This window comes from Acidovorax sp. Leaf191, assembly GCF_001424425.1.
GTDB lineage: Bacteria > Pseudomonadota > Gammaproteobacteria > Burkholderiales > Burkholderiaceae_C > Acidovorax.
In genome coordinates this window covers 654,808-676,420 of sequence record NZ_LMPT01000019.1, presented here as the reverse complement: position 1 = coordinate 676,420, position 21,613 = coordinate 654,808, and the positions used below count along the sequence as shown (strand labels likewise).

19 protein-coding genes, 1 tRNA gene and 1 pseudogene are annotated in these 21,613 nt (G+C 66.4%); 13 read left to right on the top strand and 8 right to left on the bottom strand.

All coding sequences use genetic code 11. The features are described 5' to 3' along the window. Positions 1 to 22: 22 nt before the first annotated feature. The 3 genes from ASG27_RS17095 to ASG27_RS17085 form a co-directional block, all read right to left on the bottom strand. Positions 23 to 604 (bottom strand): peptidylprolyl isomerase, encoded by a 582-nt coding sequence (locus ASG27_RS17095; protein ID WP_056418819.1) that lies wholly within the window; start codon positions 602 to 604, stop codon positions 23 to 25. Beyond that, complete coding sequence (locus tag ASG27_RS17090; protein WP_056418816.1) at positions 601 to 1,884, bottom strand: L,D-transpeptidase family protein; 1,284 nt, start codon at positions 1,882 to 1,884, stop codon at positions 601 to 603. The genes ASG27_RS17095 and ASG27_RS17090 overlap by 4 nt, the downstream gene beginning before the upstream one ends. Positions 1,885 to 1,962: 78 nt before the next feature. Beyond that, positions 1,963 to 3,093 (bottom strand): L,D-transpeptidase Cds6 family protein, encoded by a 1,131-nt coding sequence (locus tag ASG27_RS17085; RefSeq protein WP_056418813.1) that lies wholly within the window; start codon positions 3,091 to 3,093, stop codon positions 1,963 to 1,965. A 213-nt stretch (positions 3,094 to 3,306) separates the two neighbouring features. On the opposite strand from ASG27_RS17085, the gene cysS reads away from it, so the two are divergent. From cysS to ASG27_RS17055, 7 genes and pseudogenes are all read left to right on the top strand, one after another. Beyond that, the gene (gene cysS / locus ASG27_RS17080) at positions 3,307 to 4,686 is read left to right on the top strand and encodes a cysteine--tRNA ligase (RefSeq protein ID WP_056418810.1); all 1,380 of its coding nucleotides are present in this window, start codon (positions 3,307 to 3,309) and stop codon (positions 4,684 to 4,686) included. A gap of 47 nt (positions 4,687 to 4,733) precedes the next feature. Beyond that, positions 4,734 to 5,408 carry a DNA-3-methyladenine glycosylase family protein gene (locus ASG27_RS17075; RefSeq protein ID WP_056418807.1) on the top strand — a complete coding sequence of 225 codons (675 nt, stop codon included), beginning with the start codon at positions 4,734 to 4,736 and terminating at the stop codon, positions 5,406 to 5,408. A 106-nt stretch (positions 5,409 to 5,514) separates the two neighbouring features. Beyond that, positions 5,515 to 6,492 carry an acetyl-CoA carboxylase carboxyltransferase subunit alpha gene (locus tag ASG27_RS17070; protein ID WP_056418804.1) on the top strand — a complete coding sequence of 326 codons (978 nt, stop codon included), beginning with the start codon at positions 5,515 to 5,517 and terminating at the stop codon, positions 6,490 to 6,492. 169 nt (positions 6,493 to 6,661) lie between these two features. Next, a complete protein-coding gene (locus ASG27_RS17065; RefSeq protein ID WP_056418801.1) occupies positions 6,662 to 8,512 on the top strand; it encodes a methyl-accepting chemotaxis protein in 1,851 nt (616 codons plus the stop codon). A gap of 189 nt (positions 8,513 to 8,701) precedes the next feature. Next, positions 8,702 to 9,667, top strand: coding sequence for a tRNA lysidine(34) synthetase TilS (gene tilS, locus ASG27_RS17060; protein ID WP_056419171.1), 966 nt, complete (start codon positions 8,702 to 8,704; stop codon positions 9,665 to 9,667). Positions 9,668 to 9,800: 133 nt separating this feature from the next. Continuing rightward, positions 9,801 to 9,977: pseudogene (locus ASG27_RS26835) on the top strand (ACT domain-containing protein); the annotation flags it as partial. Positions 9,978 to 10,019: 42 nt separating this feature from the next. Next, positions 10,020 to 10,112: transfer RNA gene (locus tag ASG27_RS17055), tRNA-Ser, on the top strand. A gap of 625 nt (positions 10,113 to 10,737) precedes the next feature. On the opposite strand, the gene ASG27_RS17050 is transcribed toward ASG27_RS17055, so the two are convergent. Then, complete coding sequence (locus ASG27_RS17050; RefSeq protein ID WP_056418797.1) at positions 10,738 to 10,986, bottom strand: hypothetical protein; 249 nt, start codon at positions 10,984 to 10,986, stop codon at positions 10,738 to 10,740. A 377-nt stretch (positions 10,987 to 11,363) separates the two neighbouring features. Continuing rightward, on the bottom strand, positions 11,364 to 11,933 hold the full coding sequence (locus tag ASG27_RS26020; RefSeq protein WP_235504076.1) for an IPTL-CTERM sorting domain-containing protein: 570 nt from the start codon (positions 11,931 to 11,933) through the stop codon (positions 11,364 to 11,366). 435 nt (positions 11,934 to 12,368) lie between these two features. On the opposite strand from ASG27_RS26020, the gene ASG27_RS17045 reads away from it, so the two are divergent. After that, entirely contained in the window at positions 12,369 to 12,548 is a 180-nt protein-coding gene (locus ASG27_RS17045; RefSeq protein ID WP_056418794.1) for a CsbD family protein, read from the top strand. 318 nt (positions 12,549 to 12,866) lie between these two features. On the opposite strand, the gene ASG27_RS17040 is transcribed toward ASG27_RS17045, so the two are convergent. From ASG27_RS17040 to ASG27_RS17030, 3 genes are read right to left on the bottom strand one after another with little or no spacing between them, the layout of a single operon-like run. Then, complete coding sequence (locus ASG27_RS17040; protein WP_056418791.1) at positions 12,867 to 13,295, bottom strand: RNA-binding S4 domain-containing protein; 429 nt, start codon at positions 13,293 to 13,295, stop codon at positions 12,867 to 12,869. Continuing rightward, positions 13,292 to 14,785 (bottom strand): sensor histidine kinase, encoded by a 1,494-nt coding sequence (locus ASG27_RS17035; protein WP_056418788.1) that lies wholly within the window; start codon positions 14,783 to 14,785, stop codon positions 13,292 to 13,294. Before ASG27_RS17035 ends, ASG27_RS17040 begins: the two co-directional genes overlap by 4 nt. After that, positions 14,782 to 15,480, bottom strand: a complete 699-nt coding sequence (locus tag ASG27_RS17030; protein ID WP_056169927.1) for a response regulator transcription factor — start codon at positions 15,478 to 15,480, stop codon at positions 14,782 to 14,784. The genes ASG27_RS17035 and ASG27_RS17030 overlap by 4 nt, the downstream gene beginning before the upstream one ends. Before the next feature lie 277 nt (positions 15,481 to 15,757). On the opposite strand from ASG27_RS17030, the gene ASG27_RS17025 reads away from it, so the two are divergent. The 5 genes from ASG27_RS17025 to ASG27_RS17005 all read left to right on the top strand — a co-directional run bounded on the left by ASG27_RS17025 (position 15,758) and on the right by ASG27_RS17005 (position 21,466). Next, the gene (locus tag ASG27_RS17025; RefSeq protein ID WP_056169924.1) at positions 15,758 to 16,717 is read left to right on the top strand and encodes a Bug family tripartite tricarboxylate transporter substrate binding protein; all 960 of its coding nucleotides are present in this window, start codon (positions 15,758 to 15,760) and stop codon (positions 16,715 to 16,717) included. 109 nt (positions 16,718 to 16,826) lie between these two features. Next, positions 16,827 to 17,345 (top strand): tripartite tricarboxylate transporter TctB family protein, encoded by a 519-nt coding sequence (locus tag ASG27_RS17020; protein WP_056418780.1) that lies wholly within the window; start codon positions 16,827 to 16,829, stop codon positions 17,343 to 17,345. Between the two features lie 12 nt (positions 17,346 to 17,357). After that, entirely contained in the window at positions 17,358 to 18,869 is a 1,512-nt protein-coding gene (locus ASG27_RS17015) for a tripartite tricarboxylate transporter permease (RefSeq protein WP_056418778.1), read from the top strand. A gap of 212 nt (positions 18,870 to 19,081) precedes the next feature. After that, a complete protein-coding gene (locus ASG27_RS17010; RefSeq protein WP_056418777.1) occupies positions 19,082 to 19,840 on the top strand; it encodes a DUF2325 domain-containing protein in 759 nt (252 codons plus the stop codon). A gap of 117 nt (positions 19,841 to 19,957) precedes the next feature. After that, positions 19,958 to 21,466 (top strand): sigma-54 interaction domain-containing protein, encoded by a 1,509-nt coding sequence (locus tag ASG27_RS17005; RefSeq protein ID WP_056418774.1) that lies wholly within the window; start codon positions 19,958 to 19,960, stop codon positions 21,464 to 21,466. Positions 21,467 to 21,613: the final 147 nt, after the last annotated feature.

The following is a 21,613-nucleotide window of genomic DNA, read 5'->3' as shown; positions in this document are numbered from 1 at the left end:
ATCAATGGATCAACAAAAAGGCTCACTTCACCAGCGTGGCGGAGTTGATGGTGACGGGCGTGTTGGGCACGTTCTGGTGCGGGCCCTTGTTGCCCACGGCCACGGCCTTGATCTTGTCGACCACGTCGGTGCCGCTCACCACCTTGCCGAACACGGCGTAGCCATGGCCGTCAGGGCTGGGGGCGTTGAGCATGGCGTTGTCCTTCACGTTGATGAAGAACTGCGAGGTGGCCGAGTTGGGGTTGGCCGTGCGCGCCATGGCGATGGTGTAGGTGTCGTTCTTGAGGCCGTTGTTGGCTTCGAGCGCGATCGGGGGCTTGGTAGGCTTTTGCTGCATGTCGGCGGTGAAGCCGCCGCCCTGGATCATGAAGCCGTTCATCACGCGGTGGAACACCGTGCCGTCGTAGTGCTTGTCGTTCACGTAGGCCAGGAAGTTCTCGACCGTCTTGGGTGCCTTGGCAGGGTCGAGTTGCACGACGATGTCGCCCATCGAGGTGGCCAGCTTGACCTTGGGGGCCTCTTGCGCCTGCACATTTGCTGCTGAAAAAGTAGCTGCCAGCGCAATGCTGGCAAGCGCCAGGGTCGAATTTCTTCTGGAAATCATCCAATCACTCCTTCGAAAAATATCTGCCATTGTTGGCCCCGTCGCGCCCAGTACTGGCGCTTGACCGGGCCCGTGCGGGCGCCTTCGGCGACTTCGCCGAACGTTACCACCATGGTGTCGGCGGAATCTGTCCACCGAAGGTAAGACTTGTCTTTGAGATGGAGTTCCCGGCCCCGCAGCGCGCGGGTCTCGGCCTTGAGGACCTCGGTCCACTCTTCGAGCGGCTTTTTGCGGTAGGTCTGGAAGTCGGGTGCGTAAAAGCCCAGCAGGCGCGTCATGTCGCCCTGGGTCTTGGCACTGCGCCAGGCGTTGAGCACGGCCTCGAACGACTTGCGTTCGGCGCTCACGCTGTGCGGCGCCACCCACTGCAGCTGGCGGGCGATGACGACGGGCGTGGAGCGGGGCTCCACCGTGCGCAGGATGCGTTCGAGGTCGGGGTTGGCCAGCACCAGGCAGCCGTCGGTGGCCAGCGGGGCGCGCGCGAACTGGTCGGGCGGCGTGCCGTGCAGCCAGATGCCGCTGCCGGTCTTGCCGCGGCTCTGGTCCAGCGGGTTGGGGTAGTTGATGGGCAGGGCGCCGGCGCCGTAGAAGTCCTTGAGGGTGGCGGGGTCCAGGCGGCTGGTGATGAAGTACACCCCGAGCGGCGTGCGCTGGTCGCCTTCGGTGGCCTTTTCGGTGCCCAGCTTGCCGACGGACGCATAGTAGTCGGCCACCAGCTGCAGGCCCTTGCCCGTGTTCTCGAACAGGTACAGGCGCGAGCGGGATGCGTCCACGGCGATGGCATGGCGCGAGCGCGGCGACAGCTCCAGGAACTGCGCCGGGATGGTGTTCGCGGGCGGGCGGCTGCGCTGCGCGTCCACACGCTGGCGCGACTCGTTGCGCAGCTCTTCGAGCACGCTGGCGGCCTGGATGCTGCGGGTGGAGTCCGGCTCGGGCACATCGCCCATGCGGCGGATGGGCCGGGTGCGCGACATCATCAGGTCGCCCACGGCCAGTTGCGCCAGCTGGAAGTTGGGGTAGTCACGTGCCAGGCTTTCGGCCTGTGCCAGGGCCTCGCGCTGGCGGCCTTCGCCGATGAGCCTGTACACCGCCAGCAGGCGCGACTCGGCCTGGCCGTCGCGCAGCTCGACCGGCTTGGCCGCCGGTGCGGGCTCGGTGGCGGCCCGACGCGGCTTGTGGCTTTGGGCCAGGGCCGAACCCGGGCCGGCCTGCACCATGGCCACGGCCAGCAAGGTTGCGGCCGCGGCCCGGCGGCGTCGTGCGGTCAGCTCCACCAGCATGCGTGTCTTTGGTTCAGGGGTGGCAGAAATGAAAAAACGCCTGCGCGGCAGGCGCAGGCGCTGTGTGCGGTGCCACGATCAGCCGCCCGTGGCTTCGCGCACGATGGCCCAGCGGCCGTTGTGGTTCACCAGGTCCAGCGTCTTGCGGCTGGTGACGTTGAGCGAGTCGGCGCTGTAGGCCTGGCGAAAGCGTGCCGTGGCCTTGTCGCCGCTGACCGCGACGCTGAGGTCCGACACCCGCACGCTGATCTTGGACTTGCCCACGATGCGCGCTTCGCGCTCTTTCTCCCACGCGGCACGGGTCTGGCGGCCCGGTGGGTCGAAAGACTTGTCGTAGGCGCCCAGGTAGGCGCTCATGTCCTTGGCGGCCCAGGCAGCGGCCCAGGCCTGCACGGCAGCGCTGACGGATTGCACGGAGGCGTCGGACGCACCGGCCTCGGCCGCCGCAGGCGCCGGTGCCGGAGCGGGCGATGCCGCAGCGGCAGCCGGAGCAGCTGCGGGGGGGGCCACGGGCGCAGGGGCTGGCGCGGCCTTGGGCGCAGGCGCTGGCGTGGCTGCAGCCACTGGCGCAGGGGCCGGTGCAGCTGCGGGAGCTGGCGATGGGGCCGGGGCAGGGCGGGGCGCTGCAGCCGCCACGGGGGACGGCGCGGCAGCGGCTGCCGGGCGGCCCGTCTTGCTGGCCGCATCGGCGGAGAACAGCTCCCGGATCAGCGCCAGCTTGGGCTTGACGGAGTTGGCGTTGGTGGCGTCGAGCTGCAGGGCCTTGTTGTAGGCCTGGCTGGCCAGCTTGGCGTAGATGTCGCCCAGGTTCTCGTGCGCGGTGGCGTAGCTCGGATTGGTGCGGATCGCCATCTCCAGCGCCGTGCGGGCCTTGTCCAGCTGGTTCTGGTTGGCATAGAGCACCGCCAGGTTGTTGTAGGGCTCGGGCAGCTCCGGGTACTCTTCGGTCAGCTTGGTGAAGGTGGTGATCGCGTCGGCGGGCTTGCCGCTGTCGGCCTGTGCCACACCGCGCAAAAAGCGCAGTTGCGGGTCGCGCGGGTTGGCGGCCAGGCGCTGGTCGGCCTTGGCCAGCGCTTCGGCGGACTTGCCGGTCTTGAGCAACTGCGCGATGTCTGCGTAGTCGTCGGCATGCGCCACACCCGCGCCCAGCAGCGCGGTCAGCGCCGCCAGGCGCAGGAGTCGTGGAAGTGTGCGGAGGACTGGCTTCATGGGGAATTCCGGGAGTTGGGCAGCGGCCCGCAGGAGCGGGGGCTTATACTGCGGCGGATTGTAGCTGAGGGGGTTTGTCATGACGGAACGCTGTTGCCGCGGGTGATTTCGCTGTAGGCCCCCACCGGGCCAACCCCCCGCCGGGGGCCCTTGCCCCCTGCTGCCGGGTGAATTTCGCTTCACCCACCACCCATCCCCCGTTACTGAAATCCCATGAGTTTGCGCATCTACAACACGCTGTCGCGTGCATTGGAGGACTTTTCCCCGCTCGAAACCGGCCATGTGCGCATGTATGTGTGCGGCATGACCATCTACGACCTGTGCCACATCGGCCACGCCCGCATGATGATGGCGTTCGACGTGGTGCAGCGCTGGCTCAAGGCCAGCGGCCTGCGCGTGACCTACGTGCGCAACATCACCGACATCGACGACAAGATCATCAAGCGCGCGCTGGAGCGGGGCATCACCATCCGCCAGCTCACCGACGAGATGATTGCGGCCATGCACCAGGACATCGGCCTCTTGGGCATCGAGCCGCCCTCGATCGAGCCCCGCGCCACCGAGTACGTGCCCCAGATGCTCTCGCTCATCGGCCAGCTGGAAGGCAAGGGCCTGGCCTACCGCGCGAGCAATGGCGACGTGAACTACTCCGTGCGCAAGTTCGACGGCTACGGCAAGCTGTCGGGCAAGTCGCTCGATGAACTGCGCGCCGGCGAGCGCGTGGCCGTGCTGGACGGCAAGGAAGACCCGCTCGACTTCGTGCTGTGGAAGTCCTCCAAGCCCGAGGAGCCGCCCGAGGCCAAGTGGGACAGCGAATTCGGCTCCGGCCGCCCCGGCTGGCACATCGAGTGCTCGGCCATGTGCGGCGCCACGCTGGGCGAGACCTTCGACATCCACGGCGGCGGCGCCGACCTGCAGTTCCCGCACCACGAAAACGAGATCGCCCAGAGCGAGGGCGCCACTGGCAAGCCGCTGGCCAAATTCTGGGTGCACAACGGCTTCGTGCGGGTGGACAACGAGAAGATGTCCAAGAGCCTGGGCAACTTCTTCACCATCCGCGACGTGCTCAAGACCTACGACGCGGAGACGGTGCGCTTTTTCATCGTGCGCGCCCACTACCGCAGCGCGCTGAACTACAGCGATGCGCACCTGGACGACGCCCGCCAGGCCCTGAAGCGCCTGTACACCGCACTGAGCCTGGTAGGACCTGCACAAGTCCCCGCCATCGACTGGACGAACCCCTACGCCGCCCGCTTCAAGGCAGCGATGGACGAAGACTTCGGTACGCCCGAGGCAGTGGCCGTTCTGTTCGACCTGGCCAGCGAGGTCAACAAGACCCGGTCGGCCGAACTGGCCGGTCTGCTCCAGGCCCTGGGCGCTTGCCTGGGGATTCTGCAGGGCGACCCCAAGGCCTTCCTGCAGGCGGGTGCCGGTGCCAGCGGTGCCGACATCGAAGCGCAGATCGCCGCCCGCGCCGCCGCCAAGGCTGCCAAGAACTTTGCCGAGGCGGACCGCATCCGCCAGGCGCTGCTGGCGCAAGGCATCGTCCTCAAGGACTCCGCCGCCGGCACCACGTGGGAAGCCGCGCAGTGAGCCCGTGTCTGATGCGAAATATGCGCCTGTCGCACGTGGGGTAAGCGGTGGCAGCTACTAAAAAGATAGCGGTGGATGCCGCGGCGCCGCCGTTGGTGCTGGCCACGCCGGATTACTGGGCCGAGGCCTGCAAGCACCTGGTGAAGAAGGACCGGGTGATGAAGCGCCTGATCCCGCAGTTCGGCGACGCCGCGCTGCGCACGCGGGGCGACGCGTTCGTCACGCTGGCGCGCTCCATCGTCGGTCAGCAGGTGTCGGTCACCTCGGCGCAGGCCGTGTGGGAGCGCTTCGTGGCGCTGCTGCCGCGGGGCATGAAGCCCGCCAGCGTGCTCAAGCTCAAGATCGACGACATGCGCGCCGCGGGCCTGTCGGCCCGCAAGGTCGACTACCTCGTCGACCTGGCCATCCACTTCGAGAGCGGCAAGCTCCACGTGAAGGACTGGGCGGCCATGGACGACGAGGCCATCATTGCCGAATTGGTCGCCATCCGCGGCATTGGCCGGTGGACCGCCGAGATGTTCCTCATCTTCTATCTGATGCGGCCCAACGTATTGCCCCTGGACGACCCGGGGTTGATCGCCGGCATCAGCCACAACTATTTCTCGGGCGATCCGGTCAGCCGCAGCGATGCGCGCGAAGTGGCCGAAGCCTGGAAGCCCTGGAGCAGCGTGGCAACTTGGTATATTTGGCGGTCGCTCGACCCCCTGCCGGTGGCTTATTGAACGGCTGACGCCGCCTGACGCGCTTATGCAAACTCGTTACATGTCGGTTACAGTGCGGGCCATTCGTGGCCGCCGCTCACCGGCGTGAGCCCTTAGGAGAACAACGTTGGCGAAAAAGACCTTTCTGGATTTCGAACAGCCCATCGCGGAACTCGAGTCCAAAATTGAAGAACTGCGCTACGTGCAGACCGAAAGTGCCGTCGACATCTCGGAAGAGATCGACCAGCTCAGCAAGAAGAGCCAGCAGCTCACCAAGGACATCTACAGCGAGCTGTCGCCCTGGCAGATCACCAAGATCGCCCGCCACCCCGAGCGTCCGTACACACTCGACTACGTGCGCGACATCTTCACCGACTTCGTCGAGCTGCACGGCGACCGCCACTATGCGGACGACCTGTCCATCGTGGGGGGCCTGGCGCGCTTCAACGGCCACGCCTGCATGGTGCTGGGCCACCAGAAGGGGCGCGACACCAAGGAGCGCGCTGCGCGCAACTTCGGCATGAGCAAGCCTGAGGGCTACCGCAAAGCCCTGCGCCTGATGAAGACGGCCGAGAAGTTCAAGCTGCCCGTGTTCACCTTCGTGGACACGCCCGGCGCCTATCCGGGCATCGATGCCGAAGAGCGCGGCCAGTCCGAGGCGATCGGCCGCAACATCTTCGAGATGGCGCAACTGGAAGTGCCCATCATCACCACCATCATCGGCGAAGGCGGCTCCGGCGGCGCGCTGGCCATCAGCGTGGGCGATCAGGTCGTGATGCTGCAGTACGCGATCTACTCCGTCATCAGCCCCGAAGGCTGCGCGTCCATCCTCTGGAAGACCAGCGACAAGGCCCAGGAAGCGGCCGACGCGCTGGGCATCACCGCCCACCGCCTGAAGGCCCTGGGCCTGGTGGACAAGATCGTGAGCGAGCCGGTGGGCGGCGCCCACCGCGACCACAAGCAGATGTCGGCCTTCCTCAAGCGTGCTTTGGGCGATGCCTACCGCCAGGTGGCCGACCTCAAGGTCAAGGACCTGCTGGACCGCCGCTACGAGCGCCTGCAAAGCTACGGCCGCTTCAGCGACACCAAGGCGGACAGCCGCTGATCCCCCGGTGCAGCGCCGCGCGGCGGCGCCCCGCAAAGACGGCCCTTCGGGGCCGTCTGTCGTTTGGGGCCAACGCGGTCTGTGGGTGCGCGTGTAACCTCTGGCGCAGAGGTTGCAACCGGATGTAGCATGGTCATGCCCCCCACCACCGGGGGATGCAGGAGTGTCCATGTCGCTGCTCAAGTCGCTCAAAGGCCAGATTCTTGCACTGTCGTCGGCCTGCCTGGTGCTGGCGCTGCTGGTGCTGACCGTGGCCAATTTCCTGGTGGCGCGCAGCCAGGCGCGGGACAGCCTTATCGAAGAGAGCCTGGCTACCGCCAAGAGCCACGTGGAAACCATCGAGGAGTGGGGGCGTGGTAAGGCATTGATCGTCGCGGCCTCCGTCACTGCCTTCGACGAGCCCGAACCGGTCAAGACACTGGCCTTGCTGCGCGACGCGGGCAAGTTCTCCACCTTCTACTTCGGCTTTGCCGACAAGAAATACGTCTTTTCGGAAACGCGCAACCTCCCGGCCGACTACGACCCGACCGCCCGGCCCTGGTACAAGCAGGCCGCTGCGGCTGGCGGCCCGGTCATCACGCCGCCGTACATCTCCGCATCCGACGGCAAGCTGGTCGTCACCTTCGCGTCGCCCGTGGGGGCGGGGTCGGCCCTCAAGGGGGTGGCTGCGGGCGATGTGTCCATGGAGTCCGTCGTGGCCACCGTGGCATCGGTGCGGCCCACGCCCCAGAGCTTTGGCTTCATGGCGTCGAGCGACGGCAAGATCATTGCCCACCCTGATGCAGCGCTCACACTCAAGCCCCTGAGCGACCTGGCACCCGCCCTCACGTCCGACAAGCTGCAGGCCGCCGCCAAAAGCCGGGAGCTGCTGGGCATCGACATCGGCGGGCGCCAGCGGCTGCTCACGGTGGTCCCCATCGCGGGCACGAGCTGGATGCTGGTGGTGGCGCTCGATGAAAGCGAAGCCATGGCCCCCATCCGCGCCATGCTGACCACGTCCGTCGTGTCGAGCATCGTGGTGTTGGCCATTGCGGTCGCGCTGCTGGCAGCGGTGCTGACGCAGCGCCTGCGCCGCCTGACGCAGGTGCGCGATGCCATGCACGAGGTGGGCGAGGGCGACGGTGACCTGTCGCGCCGCATCGACACCCACGGCGAGGACGAGCTGGCGCAGATTGCGTCGAGCTACAACAACTTTGCCGGCAAGCTCTCGGGCGTGCTGGGCCAGATCCGCGAGGCCAGCGGGTCGGTGCGCGTGGCGGCCGAAGAGATCGCCACCGGCAACCAGGACCTGAGCGGGCGCACCGAACTCACCGCGTCCAGCCTGCAGGAGACCTCGGCGTCGATGCAGCAGCTCACCGAGACCGTACGGCAGAACGCCGATGCCGCCCGCCAGGCCAACCAGCTCGTCGCCCAGGCATCCAGCGTGGCCCAGCATGGCGGTGCGGTGGTGGGCAACGTGGTGACCACCATGGACAAGATCAACGCGGCCTCGCGCAAGATCAACGACATCATCGGCGTGATCGACGGCATCGCCTTCCAGACCAACATCCTCGCGCTGAATGCGGCCGTGGAGGCCGCGCGTGCCGGCGAGCAGGGCCGGGGCTTTGCCGTGGTGGCGGGCGAGGTGCGCAGCCTGGCGCAGCGCAGCGCCGAGGCTGCACGCGAGATCAAGACACTGATCAACACGTCGGTCGAGCAGGTCGAAAATGGCTCGCGGCTGGTGCACGACGCCGGCACCACCATGACCGACATCGTGACCTCGGTGCAGCGCGTCACGGACATCATGGCCGAGATCACTGCGTCGACCAACGAGCAGAGCACCAGCATCGGCGAGGTCGGCCAGGCCGTGGCGCACTTGGACCAGATGACGCAGCAGAACGCCGCCCTGGTGGAGCAGAGCGCCGCCGCCGCGCAAAGCCTCAAGGACCAGTCGGTGCGGCTGTCCGAAGTGGTGGGTACGTTCCGGCTGTCCACCGATTCGGCGCACGCAGCGCCGCGCCTGGCGCCTCCGGGCGGCTGACGGCTGCTGAGGGCTGCTGCAGTCCACGGCTGGCTGCGGACCGCGCCGTCGGCGTTTTGCTGCGTTCGTGCTGCGGTGCACTGGGCACCGTGATAATTCGACCATGGATGGCTGTCGTGTGAATCGTGGTGTCGTGGGCTGTGCTGGTCGCCGCGGGTGTACGGCGGCTGCACCGGCCAGGGGCTGGGCGTGACCTTGCCCTTCGACGCTGCGATGCAGGCCTTCGCGCCTGCGCTCCCCGTGGCCGTGGGCCTGAGCGGCGGTGCCGATTCCACGGCCTTGCTGCTGGCGTGCGCGCGGCGCTGGCCGGGCCAGGTCCGCGCCGTCCATGTCCACCACGGGCTGCAGGCAGCGGCCGACGGTTTCGAGCACCACTGCGTGGCCCTGTGCCAGGACCTGAACGTGCCGCTGGCCATCCGCCGCCTGGATGCGCGGCCCGCGCCCGGCCAAAGCCCCGAAGACGCTGCCCGGCAGGCCAGGTACAAGGCTTTGGATGCGGTAGCGCTGGATACACAAGCGCCAGCAGCTATTAAATCAATAGCATTGGCGCAGCATGCGGACGACCAGGTCGAGACCGTCCTGCTGGCCCTGTCGCGCGGCGCCGGTGTGGCCGGGCTGGCGGCCATGCCTGCGCAATGGGAGCGGTCGGGCCTGCAGTGGCACCGCCCGCTGCTGCAGGTGTCCGCGGCCGATGTCCGCAGCTGGCTGCGCGCCCAGGGCCGCACCTGGGTGGAAGACCCCACCAACACCGACGAGCGCTTTACCCGCAACCGCATCCGCGCCCAGCTTCTTCCCGCCCTCGAGGCCGCCTTCCCCGCGTTTCGCGACACCTTCGCGCGGTCTGCATCGAACGCAGCGCAGGCCGCAGAGCTGCTGGACGAGCTGGCTCTCGAAGATGCGCAACGGGTGGGCACGCCGCCCTCGATCCAGCTGTTGCAGGGCCTGGGTCGGGCGCGCCAGGCCAACGTGCTGCGGCACTGGCTGCGTACCGTCCACCAGACCACGCCCGCCGCGGCGCAGCTCCACGAGCTGCTGGGCCAGGTCGCGGCCTGCACCACACGGGGCCACCGCATCCACATCAAGGTAGGGCGGGGCTTCGTGGTGCGAAACGGTGCCCACCTCGATTGGTGCAGTCCCCAGGTGTTGGTCCGCTGATCTGTCCAAAAAGCGGCGGCGCGCCAAAACCTGTTCTTCCCCAACCACTGCGCCGTGTCCCCGGATTCGTCACACCCCAAAATCCAGCGGCATTTGATCTTTCACAAACACGGCCGCACGTCGATGGGCTCTGCTGCGCAGCCACGTGGGCGTGCCTGTAAAGCGTTCTGCGTGCTGAGCGAAGAAGGCATCAGCATCCAGATGATCTCCTCCGCCAACATCAAGACCTTGGTCGTGATCGACGAAAAGTACGTGGAGCTGGCCGTGTAGCCTGCACAAGGCCGTCGAGCTGCACCCGCACACCGCCTGATCCGTCAGAACCGCCTCCGAAATGAGGCATAATAGTTGGATTGGAAACGTGACCGAGTGGCCGAAGGTGCTCCCCTGCTAAGGGAGTATGGGGTGTAGAGCCTCATCGAGGGTTCGAATCCCTCCGTTTCCGCCAGATGTGAAAGCCCTAAGTAGTTGATCTGCTTGGGGCTTTTCTCTTTTGGATCGGCGCTTTAAGGTCCGGCACCAACGCTATGCCTTAATGACCTTATACGGTGGCTCTATAGGGCTCCCAGAGACGTGTTGACAGCAGTGAGATTCTGGCCGCATTCGGCAGACGCAGTCCACCGCGCACGTAGTCGCGAATCATCATCACCCGCACGGTTTGTTGGTGCTGCATCCCCAACGAACAGGATCGGTGCGATCTCCCTCGTGAGCCTCGCTGCACCGGCTCGGCTGCTGCGCGTGGGGGCGCACCTGGAATCCGCGCTGCGCTTCAAGATCAACGTTCTATCCAGCACCTTCATCCCTTTGCAGATTCTCAGCGTTCAGGCCTTCGGCGGGTTCGCGCTGGATTACATGGTGCTGGGTGATGCCTGCTTGGAGCGACGTCGCAACCGGCTGGGCGATCTGCTGGTAACTGCGCCCCGCGCTGGGCAAGTACGTCCGGCGCGGCCTCGAGGCGGGCCGCTTCTTCTTCGTCACGGACCTGCGGAGCCCGCACGAATTTCCGCGCCACGATATGTTCCAGCTGCGCGAGCAGGACATTCAACAGGAAATCAACAGCCTGCCGTTCCGCTCTACCTGGCGCTGCAGTCGGCCATGCTGAATGAATCGGCCAGCTGTTCCGCCGCCGTTACTACAATAACGGCAGCCACGCCGGCTTCATCCTCTACGTGACCGATGCCGCGCAATCCCAGGGCGATGTGGACAAGATGCGCGAGCAACTGACAATGAGCAAGGGTGGCGTTGGCCCGCAATGAAATCGCTCCGCTGCAGGCGCGCATGGTCCACGCCATCGACACCTGGGCCGGCCGCACGGTCTGCACGTCAAAGCCCTAAGTCCTGGAGGAAGCACAAGCCGCCGCTCCCGCCCTGCGCTGCAGCCCGCCCCGGCACGCCACAGTCCGCCCAGCGCGGGCTTTTTTTGGCCCTCCGCTGCGCCTACCCGGCCCCGCTGAATGCCCTCGGCGGCACGCCTGGCGTCCGGCCCCATCGCCGCGCTCCGGCCACCCGGCCAGCGCGCTCTGGCCCGCGCGACCCATTCCCGGGCGCGCGGTCTAGACCCCGCCGCGCCCGCTTGCTTCATGAGTCGATTTTTTCGAGTGTGCCGCTCGATACCTGCGCCAAGCCCCGCGCCGCCCCGCGAGTCGTTCGTGGATCGTTTGGGATTTCGGGTTTTGAGCCAATGAGTTGTGTCTGACGCTCAATACCGGCGCCGCCGCAGCCGTGCGACGCCATACAGCCCAAAGATTGCAGACATGCTGATCAGCGCCCATTCGGACAGGGTGGGGATGGCCGCGGAAGTGGCGGGAGCTGGGGCCGCAAGTGCTTCAAAGATTTGAAATGGGATATCTTGGCTGGGCGAGGGACCTGCGAAATCGTCTAACTTCGTACCGCCAGCGTATGGATTCGTGTTGGTACCAGACAACGCAAATCCGCTCAACGCGAATGAATACTGAGAACCGGCGGTCACAGGAAAAGGCGTAGTGAGGACGAGGGACGAAAACCCTGCTGCGTCACTTCCAGAGTCGGTCAGCGCAACAGCCTGGGTGTAAGCGGGCGCACCCACTGCGCCGACCGTGCCGCTACCATTGGCGCCGTTGTAGATGTACAGAGTTCCGCCCCCTGTTGTACGGCTGCGAACGTCGATACGATTGACTACACCCGTCAAAGTAGCCGTGAAGCTCTGCCCAGTTCCAGCCACCCCGTATGTCGCGATACCCACAGGTTGCGAGATGGTTTGAGCGTGAAGTCTGAACGTGCTGAGAAGCATCACGCTTGCCACTGCTCCGATTGATATTGCGCGCGAGAACTGCATTTCTTGATCCCATTTTTATGCAGCGGCGAGTATATGAGGCAAGGGATTGACGGATCGGTAGCCAGCAACTGCATATGGCCCACAAACTGGTGTCGATCCGTTCGGCTCCTCACCACAATGGAGCTGACCGATCCTTCCGTTTCCGCCAGAACATGCCCTGTGAATCGTGGGTCACAGGGCATTTGTTGCGCGGCGTCCGCGCAGCGGCATTCCCGATCCATTGGATGCAGATTGCCTTCGCCCAGAGCTACGTTTAGCCAGACCCACAAGGGCGTAGGCTCAAGCTGACGTCACCCAGCGGTTTTGACTCGCTTCGTGGTAGCCCGCCCGCACCTAACCTGTCGGTGATGCAAGGCCATTTTGCTTTGCACAAACTCTGGAGGAATCACCATGAACACCGATCAAGTCAAGGGCGCACTGAAGGAAGTAGCTGGCAAGGTTCAGCAAAAGACGGGCGAAGTGATCAACAGCCCCGAGCAACAAGCCAAGGGGGCCGCCAAGCAAGTCGAAGGCAACGTGCAGAAGAACTATGGCGACGCCAAGGAAGCGATCAAGGACGCTGCGAAGTAACCTTGATTTGAACTGCATGCTTCGGGGACCTGGTCCTGGAGCATGACGATGCAAGCCCTGCCGCAGTCGATGCGCAGGGCTTTGCTGTTGGCGCTTGGTAAGGGGTTGGCGTTGCGGCGAGGTTGAGCGCGAGATGGGGCGTGCAGCACGCCACGCCATCAAGCCGTCGAATGATTCGCAGCTTGACCCGCAGCGTTCGTGTTCACGTTTGCACGTGTTTATTGGCCCAACGGCCCACGACGCATTCGCCGTGATTCAACCCCACCAAGGGCTTCGAACGAAAAAGGGCTTCTGCTGCCAGAGGGCATCAGCCCGCCATCACTCTTCGATCGAAGCACTCCACCGATCACCCCAGCCCCGGGCTCCGACGCGAGCGATCTCGCGGCGGTCGCGTTTGGTGGGACGGCCTTCCTGCAGGGTGGCTGCGGGTTCTGGTGCCAGGCGCCTCTGCTCTGCCGCCTGCTCGCGGGTGGCAATGCTGTCGGGAGTTTCTTCGTAGAGTTGCTGTGCGACGGGCGCGGGGCCCCGGGCGCCGCTCAGGCCGCGCACCAGCACCGTTCGGGCCACCGGGCCCTGGCGCAGAGCCACCGTGTCGCCGCAGCGCAGGTCGCGCGCGGGCTTGACCGCCTGGCCGTTGACGGTGACGCGGCCTTTCACGATCTCTTCCGTGGCCAGGCTGCGTGTCTTGTAAAAGCGGGCGCACCAGAGCCACTTGTCCAGGCGCATTGTCTCCATCATGGTCGTCATGCAGCAGATTGTGCCGTGTGTGCGGCGTCAGCATTGTCAGCCGAGGGTTGCGACAGGGGTAGGCGCACCACGGCGTCCAGGCCCGCCACGCGGCTGCCTGCCATGCGGTTGGTCAGCACGATGCTGCCGCCCAGCGCCTGCACGATCTCGTGGCAGATCGCCAGACCCAGGCCGCTGCCGGTGCGCACGTCACCGGCGGAGAAGGGCTGGAACAGGCGCGCTGCGAGTTCGTCGTCGATGCCGCTGCCGTGGTCGCTCACCGTGAGCGCCACATGGCGTCCGTCGGTGCGCAGGTCCACGGTCAGTTCGCTGCCCGGCGGCGCATGGCGCACGGCGTTGTGCAGCAGGTTGCGGCTGAGCTCGCGCAGCATCCATTCGTGCGCCTGCACGCGCGCCACCTCGGTGTGGATTCCGAAGTCCAGGTCGCGCTGGGCGATCAGCGGAGAAATTTCCAGCGCGACCGTGCGCAGTATCTCGTCCATGCGCGTGATGGGCGGCGCGCTCTGCTGGCGCAGTTGCTCCACCTTGGCCAGGGCCAGCATCTGGTTGGCCAGCTGCGTGGCGCGGTCGACCGTGTCGCTGATCTCGTGCAGGGCCTGGCGCGGCTCCACGTCGCCGCGCAGGGCCGATTGCACCTGGGTCTTGAGCACGGCCAGCGGCGTGCGCAACTGGTGTGATGCGTCGCGCACAAAGCGCTTTTGGTGCCGCAGCAGGTGGCGCAGGCGCTGCATGACTTCGTTGGTCGCGTCGATCAGCGGCTGCAGTTCGCGCGGGGCGGACGGGGCGGCGATGGGGCTCAGGTCGCCCTCCCTGCGGGCCTGCAGCTGGTGGCTGAGCTGGCGCACCGGGTTGGTGGCGCGCTGCACGACCAGTGCCACGGTCAAGGCCACCACGGCGATCAGCAGCGCCTGGCGCAGCAGGGTGTTGCGCAGGATCTGCAGCGCCAGGGTTTCGCGCACCTCCAGCGTTTCTGCCACCTGGATCACGGCCATGGCGCGCCCGCTGGAGCTGGCCACCGGCTGCAGCAGCACGGCCACGCGCACCGGCAGGCCGCGAAAGGTGTCGTCATAAAAATCGACCAGCGCGGCATAGGGCGGGCGGGTAGGGATGGTGCCGCGCCACAGCGGCAGTTCGTCGAATCCCGAGATCACCTCGCCCTTGAGGTTGGAGACGCGGTAGTACATGCGGCTCTGGTTGTCTGCCTCGAACGCTTCCAGCGCCGAGTAGGGCACGGTGGCGCGCAGGTGGGCGTTGTCGTCGTAGCCCGTCACGTCCAGTTGCTCGCTGATGCTTTTGGCCGACGCCAGCAGGGTACGGTCGTAAGCCGTGTGCAGCGAGGCCAGGGTCTGGTGGTACAGGCTGTAGGTGTTGTAGGTGATGAACACCGCCACGGGCACCAAAATGCCCAGCAGCAGGCGCCGGCGCAGCGAATGCGGTCGGGGCTCCCGCGGCGTGCGGGCCGTGGCGGTGGGTGCCTCGCGGTCCGTCATGCGTCCGTCCGCAGCAGGTAGCCCAGGCCGCGCAGCGTCATCAGCGTCAGGCCCGTGCCCACCAGCTTCTTGCGCAGCCGGTAGACCACCACCTCGATGGCTTCGTACTGCACGTCGAGCTGGCCGGGGAAGACCAGCTCGTACAGCCGCTCCTTGGTCACCGCGTGGCCGGGCTGGGCCAGCAGGGCGTGCATCAGGGCCAGCTCGCGCGGGGTCAGCTCCATGACCTCGCCGTTCAGGTAGATGGCGCCGCTGTTGGTGTCGTAGCGGATGGCCCCGATCTGCAGGATGCTGGGGGGCAGGGCGGTGTTGGCCACCGGGTCCGCACTGCGCCGCACCAGCGCCCGCAGCCGGGCCTCGAGTTCGTCCAGGTCGAAGGGTTTGGGCAGGTAGTCGTCGGCGCCCGAGTTCAGCCCCATGATGCGGTCGCCCACGGTGCCGCGCGCGGTGAGGATGATCACCGGCGTGCGCAGGCCGCGCGTGCGCGCCTGCTGCAGCACCTGCAGGCCGTCGAGCCCGGGCAGGGTCAGGTCCAGCACCACCGCATCGGGCGGCTGGGCGGCCCACTGCGCCAGCGCAGCCCGCCCGTCGCCCACGGGCGTCACCTCCATGCCGCGCCGGGTCAGGGCCCGGTGCAGCGTGGCCTGCATGGTGGGGTCGTCTTCTACGAGCAGCAATTTCATGCGCGGGACCATATCACTGTGACGGGCTGGCTGTGTGCATCCAGCCAGATTTGCAAAAAGGCATCTCCGGCCCTTCACAGAGTCTATCTACCGACAGCCCCGCTGCGGTACCAGCGCACCCCAAGGCCAGTGCACCCGTGGAACTGGCTTTGCCAGGCCACCGGGTGCGTCCCCCTTCAGGGGGGAAGGCGCGCAGCGCCTCAGGGGGTTTTCCCTTACTTTGTGGACAGCCGTTTGACAGGCAGGGCGCGCATCATCGACAGGTTCGACAAACCATAAGGAGACTCTGATGCGTCGCGATACCTTCCTCAAGTCCCTGGCCGCCATGGCGGCCGTGGGTGCCTTGCCGCTGTCTGCCCATGCCGCGGCAGCCATCAAGATGATGATTCCTGCCAACCCTGGTGGTGGCTGGGACACCACGGGCCGTGCCCTGGGCAAGGCCATGCAGGATGCCGGCGTGGCCAGCTCGGTCACTTATGACAACAAGGGCGGCGCTGCCGGCGCCATCGGCTTGGCCCAGTTCGCCAACGCCAGCAAGGGCGACCCCAACGCGCTGATGACCATGGGCGCCGTGATGCTGGGCGGCATCATCACCGGCAAGCCACCGGTCGGCCTGGACAAGGTGACCCCCCTGGTGCGCCTGAGCAGCGAATACAACGTGTTCGTGCTGCCGGCCAACTCGCCCTTCAAGTCGATGAAGGACGTGGTCGACCAGCTCAAGAAGGACCCCGGCAGCGTGAAGTGGGGCGGCGGCTCCCGTGGATCCACCGAGCACATCGCAGCGGCCATGATCGCCCGCGAAGTGGGTGTGGACCCTGCCAAGATCAACTACGTGGCCTTCCGTGGGGGCGGTGAGGCCACTGCGGCCATCCTGGGCGGCAACGTCACCGTGGGCGGCAGCGGCTACAGCGAGTTCGCCGAATACATCACCGCCGGAAAGATGCGCGCCGTGGGCGTGACCTCTGCCACGCGCCTGAAGGGCGTGAACGTGCCCACGCTCAAGGAGCAGGGCATCAATGTGGAGATCGGCAACTGGCGCGGCGTGTACGGCGCAGCCGGCATCACCGCCGAGCAGCGCAAGGAACTGGTCGACGCGCTGTCCAAGACCTACAAGCACAAGTCCTGGCAGGACGCCATGGAAAAGAACGGCTGGACGCCGGCTTGGCTGGCGGGCGATGATTTCGCCAACTTCGTGGATGCCGAGTTCGCCAGCCTGCGCGCCACGATGGCCAAGTCCGGAATGATCTGACCGGCTGCACGCCCGGGGGCGGCGCATGCATTGCGCTGCGCCGCCGCACCGGGCAGCGCGCAATTCAGGGCTCCACGCAGCCCTGTCGTTGTTTTCGCGGAATAAAAACATGACACAACAACATTCCTCTCGCTCCACGGGCTTGCAGACGGTGGTCGGCGCCGGCGTTCTGGTGCTGGGCTGCCTGCTGGCCTGGGGCGCCACCTCCATCAGCTCCGAGGCGGGCTATGGCGGCGTGGGCCCCAATTTCTTTCCCTGGGTGGTGGCCATCGTGCTCGTGTTCTGCGGGGCACTGTCCATCCTGCATGCCCGCACGGGCGGCTTTCGTGAGCTGGAAGAAGCGTCTGGCGACGAGCAGGCCCACTGGAAGGGCTTCGTCTGGGTGTCCGCAGGCCTCTTGCTCAATGCGCTGCTGATCACCACCATCGGCTTCATCCTGAGCTGTGCGCTGTGCTTCGTGCTCGCGGTGCGGGGCTTCAAGAGCTCCGAGGGCAGGCTCGATCTGGGCGCCAAGGCCTGGATCAAGGACCTCTTCATCGGTGTGGCCGTGGCCGCGCCGGTGTTCTGGATGTTTACCCAATTGCTGGCGATCAATCTGCCCGGCCTCACGAACACGGGATGGCTGTAAAGCCCGCACACCATGGATACCTGGAACCTTCTGCTGCAGGGCTTCATCACTGCAGCCACCCCCATCAACCTGATGTGGGCCTTCGTGGGCTGTGTCATCGGTACCGCCGTGGGCGTGCTGCCCGGCATCGGCCCCGCAGTGGCCGTGGCCATGCTGCTGCCCATCACCGTCAAGGTGGAAGCCACCGCATCGATGATCTTCTTCGCGGGCATCTACTACGGCGCCATGTACGGTGGCTCGACCACCTCCATCCTGCTCAACACGCCCGGTGAGGCCGGGTCCATGGTGACGGCCATGGAAGGCAACAAGATGGCCAAGAACGGCCGCGCCGGTGCGGCGCTGGCCACCGCGGCCATCGGCTCGTTCGTGGCGGGCACCATCGCCACCGTGCTCGTGACCTTCTTCGCCCCCGTGGTGGCCGAATACGCCGTGCGCCTGGGCCCGCCCGAGTACTTCATGCTCATGGTGCTGGCCTTCACCACCGTGAGCGCGGTGCTGGGCAAGAGCACGCTGCGCGGCATGGTGGCGCTGTTCGTCGGCCTGGCCCTGGGCCTGATCGGTATCGACCAGCTCACCGCACAAGCCCGCTACACCGCCGGTGTGCCCGAGCTGATGGACGGCATCGAGGTGGTGCTGATCGCGGTGGGCCTGTTTGCCGTGGGCGAAGCCCTGTACAACGTGATGTACGAAGGCAAGACCGAAGAGACGCAGAACAAGCTGACCAGCACGCACATGACCAAGGAAGAATGGCGCCGCTCGTGGCCCGCGTGGCTGCGCGCCACGGCCATCGGCTTCCCGTTCGGCACCGTGCCGGCCGGCGGCAGCGAGATCCCGACCTTCCTGAGCTACGCGGCCGAGAAGAAGCTGAGCAAGCACAAGGAAGAGTTCGGCACCACCGGCGCCATCGAAGGCGTGGCCGGCCCCGAAGCCGCCAACAACGCAGCCATCACGGCCACGCTGATCCCGCTGCTCACGCTGGGCATCCCCACGTCGAACACCACGGCGATTTTGCTGGGCGCGTTCCAGAACTACGGCATCCAGCCCGGCCCGCAGCTGTTCAGCAGCAACGGCGCACTGGTGTGGGCGCTGATCGCGTCGATGTACATCGGCAACGTCATGCTGCTGATTTTGAACCTGCCGCTGGTGGGCCTGTGGGTCAAGCTGCTCAAGATCCCCAAGTCGTACCTGTACGCGGGCATTCTGGTGTTCGCCACGCTGGGCGTGTACGGCATGCGCCAGAGCGCGTTCGACCTGGTGCTGCTGTACGCCATCGGCCTCTTGGGCGTGGTGATGCGCCGCTTCGACTTCCCTGCAGCGCCTGTGGTGGTGGGCATGATCCTCGGCCCGCTGGCCGAAGCGCAGATGCGCAATGCGGTGGCCATCGGCGAAGGCAAGTGGACCATCTTCTTCGAGCGCCCCGGTTCGCTCACGCTGATGATCATCGTCGTGGCCGTGCTGATCCTGCCCCGCCTGGCACGCCGCTGGGCTGCCCGCAAGCTGGCACTCGCGCAGGCGCAGGGCTAGGCCCGGGCGCAGACGCGCTCTGCAGTCTGCGCTGCAGCAACAAAAAAACCGCGCCTCCCAGCGCGGTTTTTTTATGGGTCAGCAGCAAAGTCATCGCAAGCCAGACACCCAAGGCCCTGACGTCCTTCGATGCCCTCCCCACCAGGAGGCTTGCTCAACGAGGGCAGATTCTATCATAAAATGCGAATAGTTCTTATTTGCAAAGGTGGTGCATGCATTCACTTCCGCAGGAGTTTCTGGCGCTGTGCCGCCAGCTGGGTGACGCACAACAGCGCTGCAGTGCCGCCATCGCCACGCAGGCCGCGCAGATCGATGCCTTGACCGCCGAGGTGGTGCGCCTGCGCGGGGCGGTCGTGCTGCGCGACACGCGCCTGGCCATTGCCCGGGACGAGCTGGAGCAGCTGCAAGCCGCGCACCCCTGGCTGCCGCGCCGCAAGGCCATGGCGCGGCACATCGGCCAGCTGGCAGAGCGCATCACCGCCTTGTCGCGCGAGTGCCTGCGCTGGCGCCAGGCGGCGGCGCAGGGCGCCAGCACGGCAAGGCAGGGTGAGGCTGACAGGGCAGGGCTGGTCCATCCGTCATCCACCGCAGCAGCGCACGTCCCCGCGCCGCTGCATGCCGCACCACTCCCGCTTGCGGTGCATGCCTTTCACCCCACGCCCCACATCATCGCGCGCGAAGATGCCGAAGCGGCAGAGCACATGGCCCTGGATGCCAACCTGGCCGCCGCCGACCTGGTGATCTGCCAGACCGGCTGCATCAGCCACGACCAGTACTGGCGCGTGCAGGACCACTGCCGCCGCACCGGCAAGCCCTGCATCCTGGTAGACCAGCCACTGGCCGTGCGCGAAGCCGAGGTGCTCGCGGCGATCCAGCCCATGGTGGTGCTGCGCATGACGCGGTCGCAGTACCCGGCGGGGGCGGATGGCGGTATGGGGGCACCTGCACTTTTGAATGAAAATGCCACCTAGCGTTTGATGGTGAAGCGCCAGCAGCTATATTTTGTATAGCAAATGGTGCCTGCAGTACCTGCACTCGCCGCCGCGGTAGCGCGGCCCCGCCCAGCGCCGCCGCGCTACCATCCGCGCATGCCTTTGCTCACCGACGACGCCCCCGCCCTGCCGCTGGACGCCCAGGGCATTCTGGAACTGGCGGCGCGCTCCATGTTCCAGCTGTTCTCCAGCGTCAGCCAGGGCATGTTTCTGGTGGACCGCAGCGGGCGCATCGTGTGGGTGAATGAGGGCTACCAGCGCTTTTTGCCTGACCTGGGGTTCTCGTCGGTCGACCAGTTCGTCGGCCGCACGGTCGAAGAGGTGATCCCCAACACCCAGATGCGCCGCGTGCTGGAGACCGGCCAGCCCGTGCTGATCGACCTGCTCACCAACAAGGCCGGCACCTTCGTGGTCAGCCGCATCCCGCTGCGCGACGACGCCGACCGCGTGATCGGCGCCATCGGCATCGTACTGTTCGACCACCCCGAGACCACGCTGCAGCCGCTGATCAGCAAGTTTGCGCTGCTGCAGCGCGACCTGGACGACGCCCGGCGCGAGCTGGCCAGCCAGCGCCGGCGCAGCCTGGCCGTGGCGGGCGACGGCGAGCGGCGCTCCAAGTACACCTTTGCCAGCTTCATCGGATCGAGCCCCGCAGCCGCCGAGGTCAAACGCCAAGCGCGGCGTGCAGCGCAGTCGCAAAGCCCCGTGCTGCTGCTGGGCGAGACCGGCACCGGCAAGGAGCTCTTGGCCCACGCCATCCACGCGGCGTCCAGCCGCGCGGGCGGCCCGTTCGTCAGCGTCAATATCGCCGCCGTACCCGACACATTGCTGGAGGCCGAATTCTTCGGCGTGGCCCCCGGCGCCTACACCGGCGCATCGGCCAAGGGCCGCGACGGCAAGTTCAAGCTGGCCGATGGCGGCACGCTGTTCCTCGACGAGATCGGCGACATGCCGCAAAGCCTGCAGGCCAAGCTGCTGCGGGCCCTGCAGGAAGGCGAGATCGAACCCCTGGGCTCCAACAAGCTCGTGCCCTTCAATGTGCGCATCCTGGCCGCCACGTCGCGCGACCTGGCCACGCTGGTGCGCGAGGGCAAGTTCCGCGAAGACCTGTTCTACCGCCTGCACGTGCTGCCGGTGCGCGTGCCGCCGCTCCGGGTGCGGCGCAGCGACATCCCCGCGCTGGTCGAAGCCCTGGGCGAAGACCTGGCGCTGCGCAACGGCACGCCCCCGCCCGAGCTGCTGCCCGACGCGCTGGCCCTGCTGGCCGGGCAGCCCTGGCGCGGCAACATCCGCGAGCTGCGCAATGTGCTGGAGCAGGCGGTGATGCGCTCGGACTCGCAGTCCATCGACGCCGCGCAGCTCGAGCGCGTGCTGCGCGAGGCCGGTGTGGAGCCCGCGGCACCGGTGCAGGACACCACCGCCGTGGTGGTCGAGGCCGAGGACGAATCGCGCTACCTGCGCCCCTTGGCCGAGCAGGTGGCGGAGCTGGAGCAGCGGGCCATCCACGCCGCGATGAAGGCCCACGGCGGCAACAAGCTGGCCACCGCACGGCAGCTGGGCATTTCGCGCGCCACGCTCTATGGACGTCTGGAAAACCCTGAATAAATTTCAGGCAAATGTCTGAAATTCAGGCAATTTGACTGTATTAATTTCAGGCATGACCTTGGCGATGCCCAGAAAATTTTCTTAAAAATCAACAGCTTGTGCCTTGGCACGAACTGTGCAATGTTCAGGCATCAACACAAAGGAGAC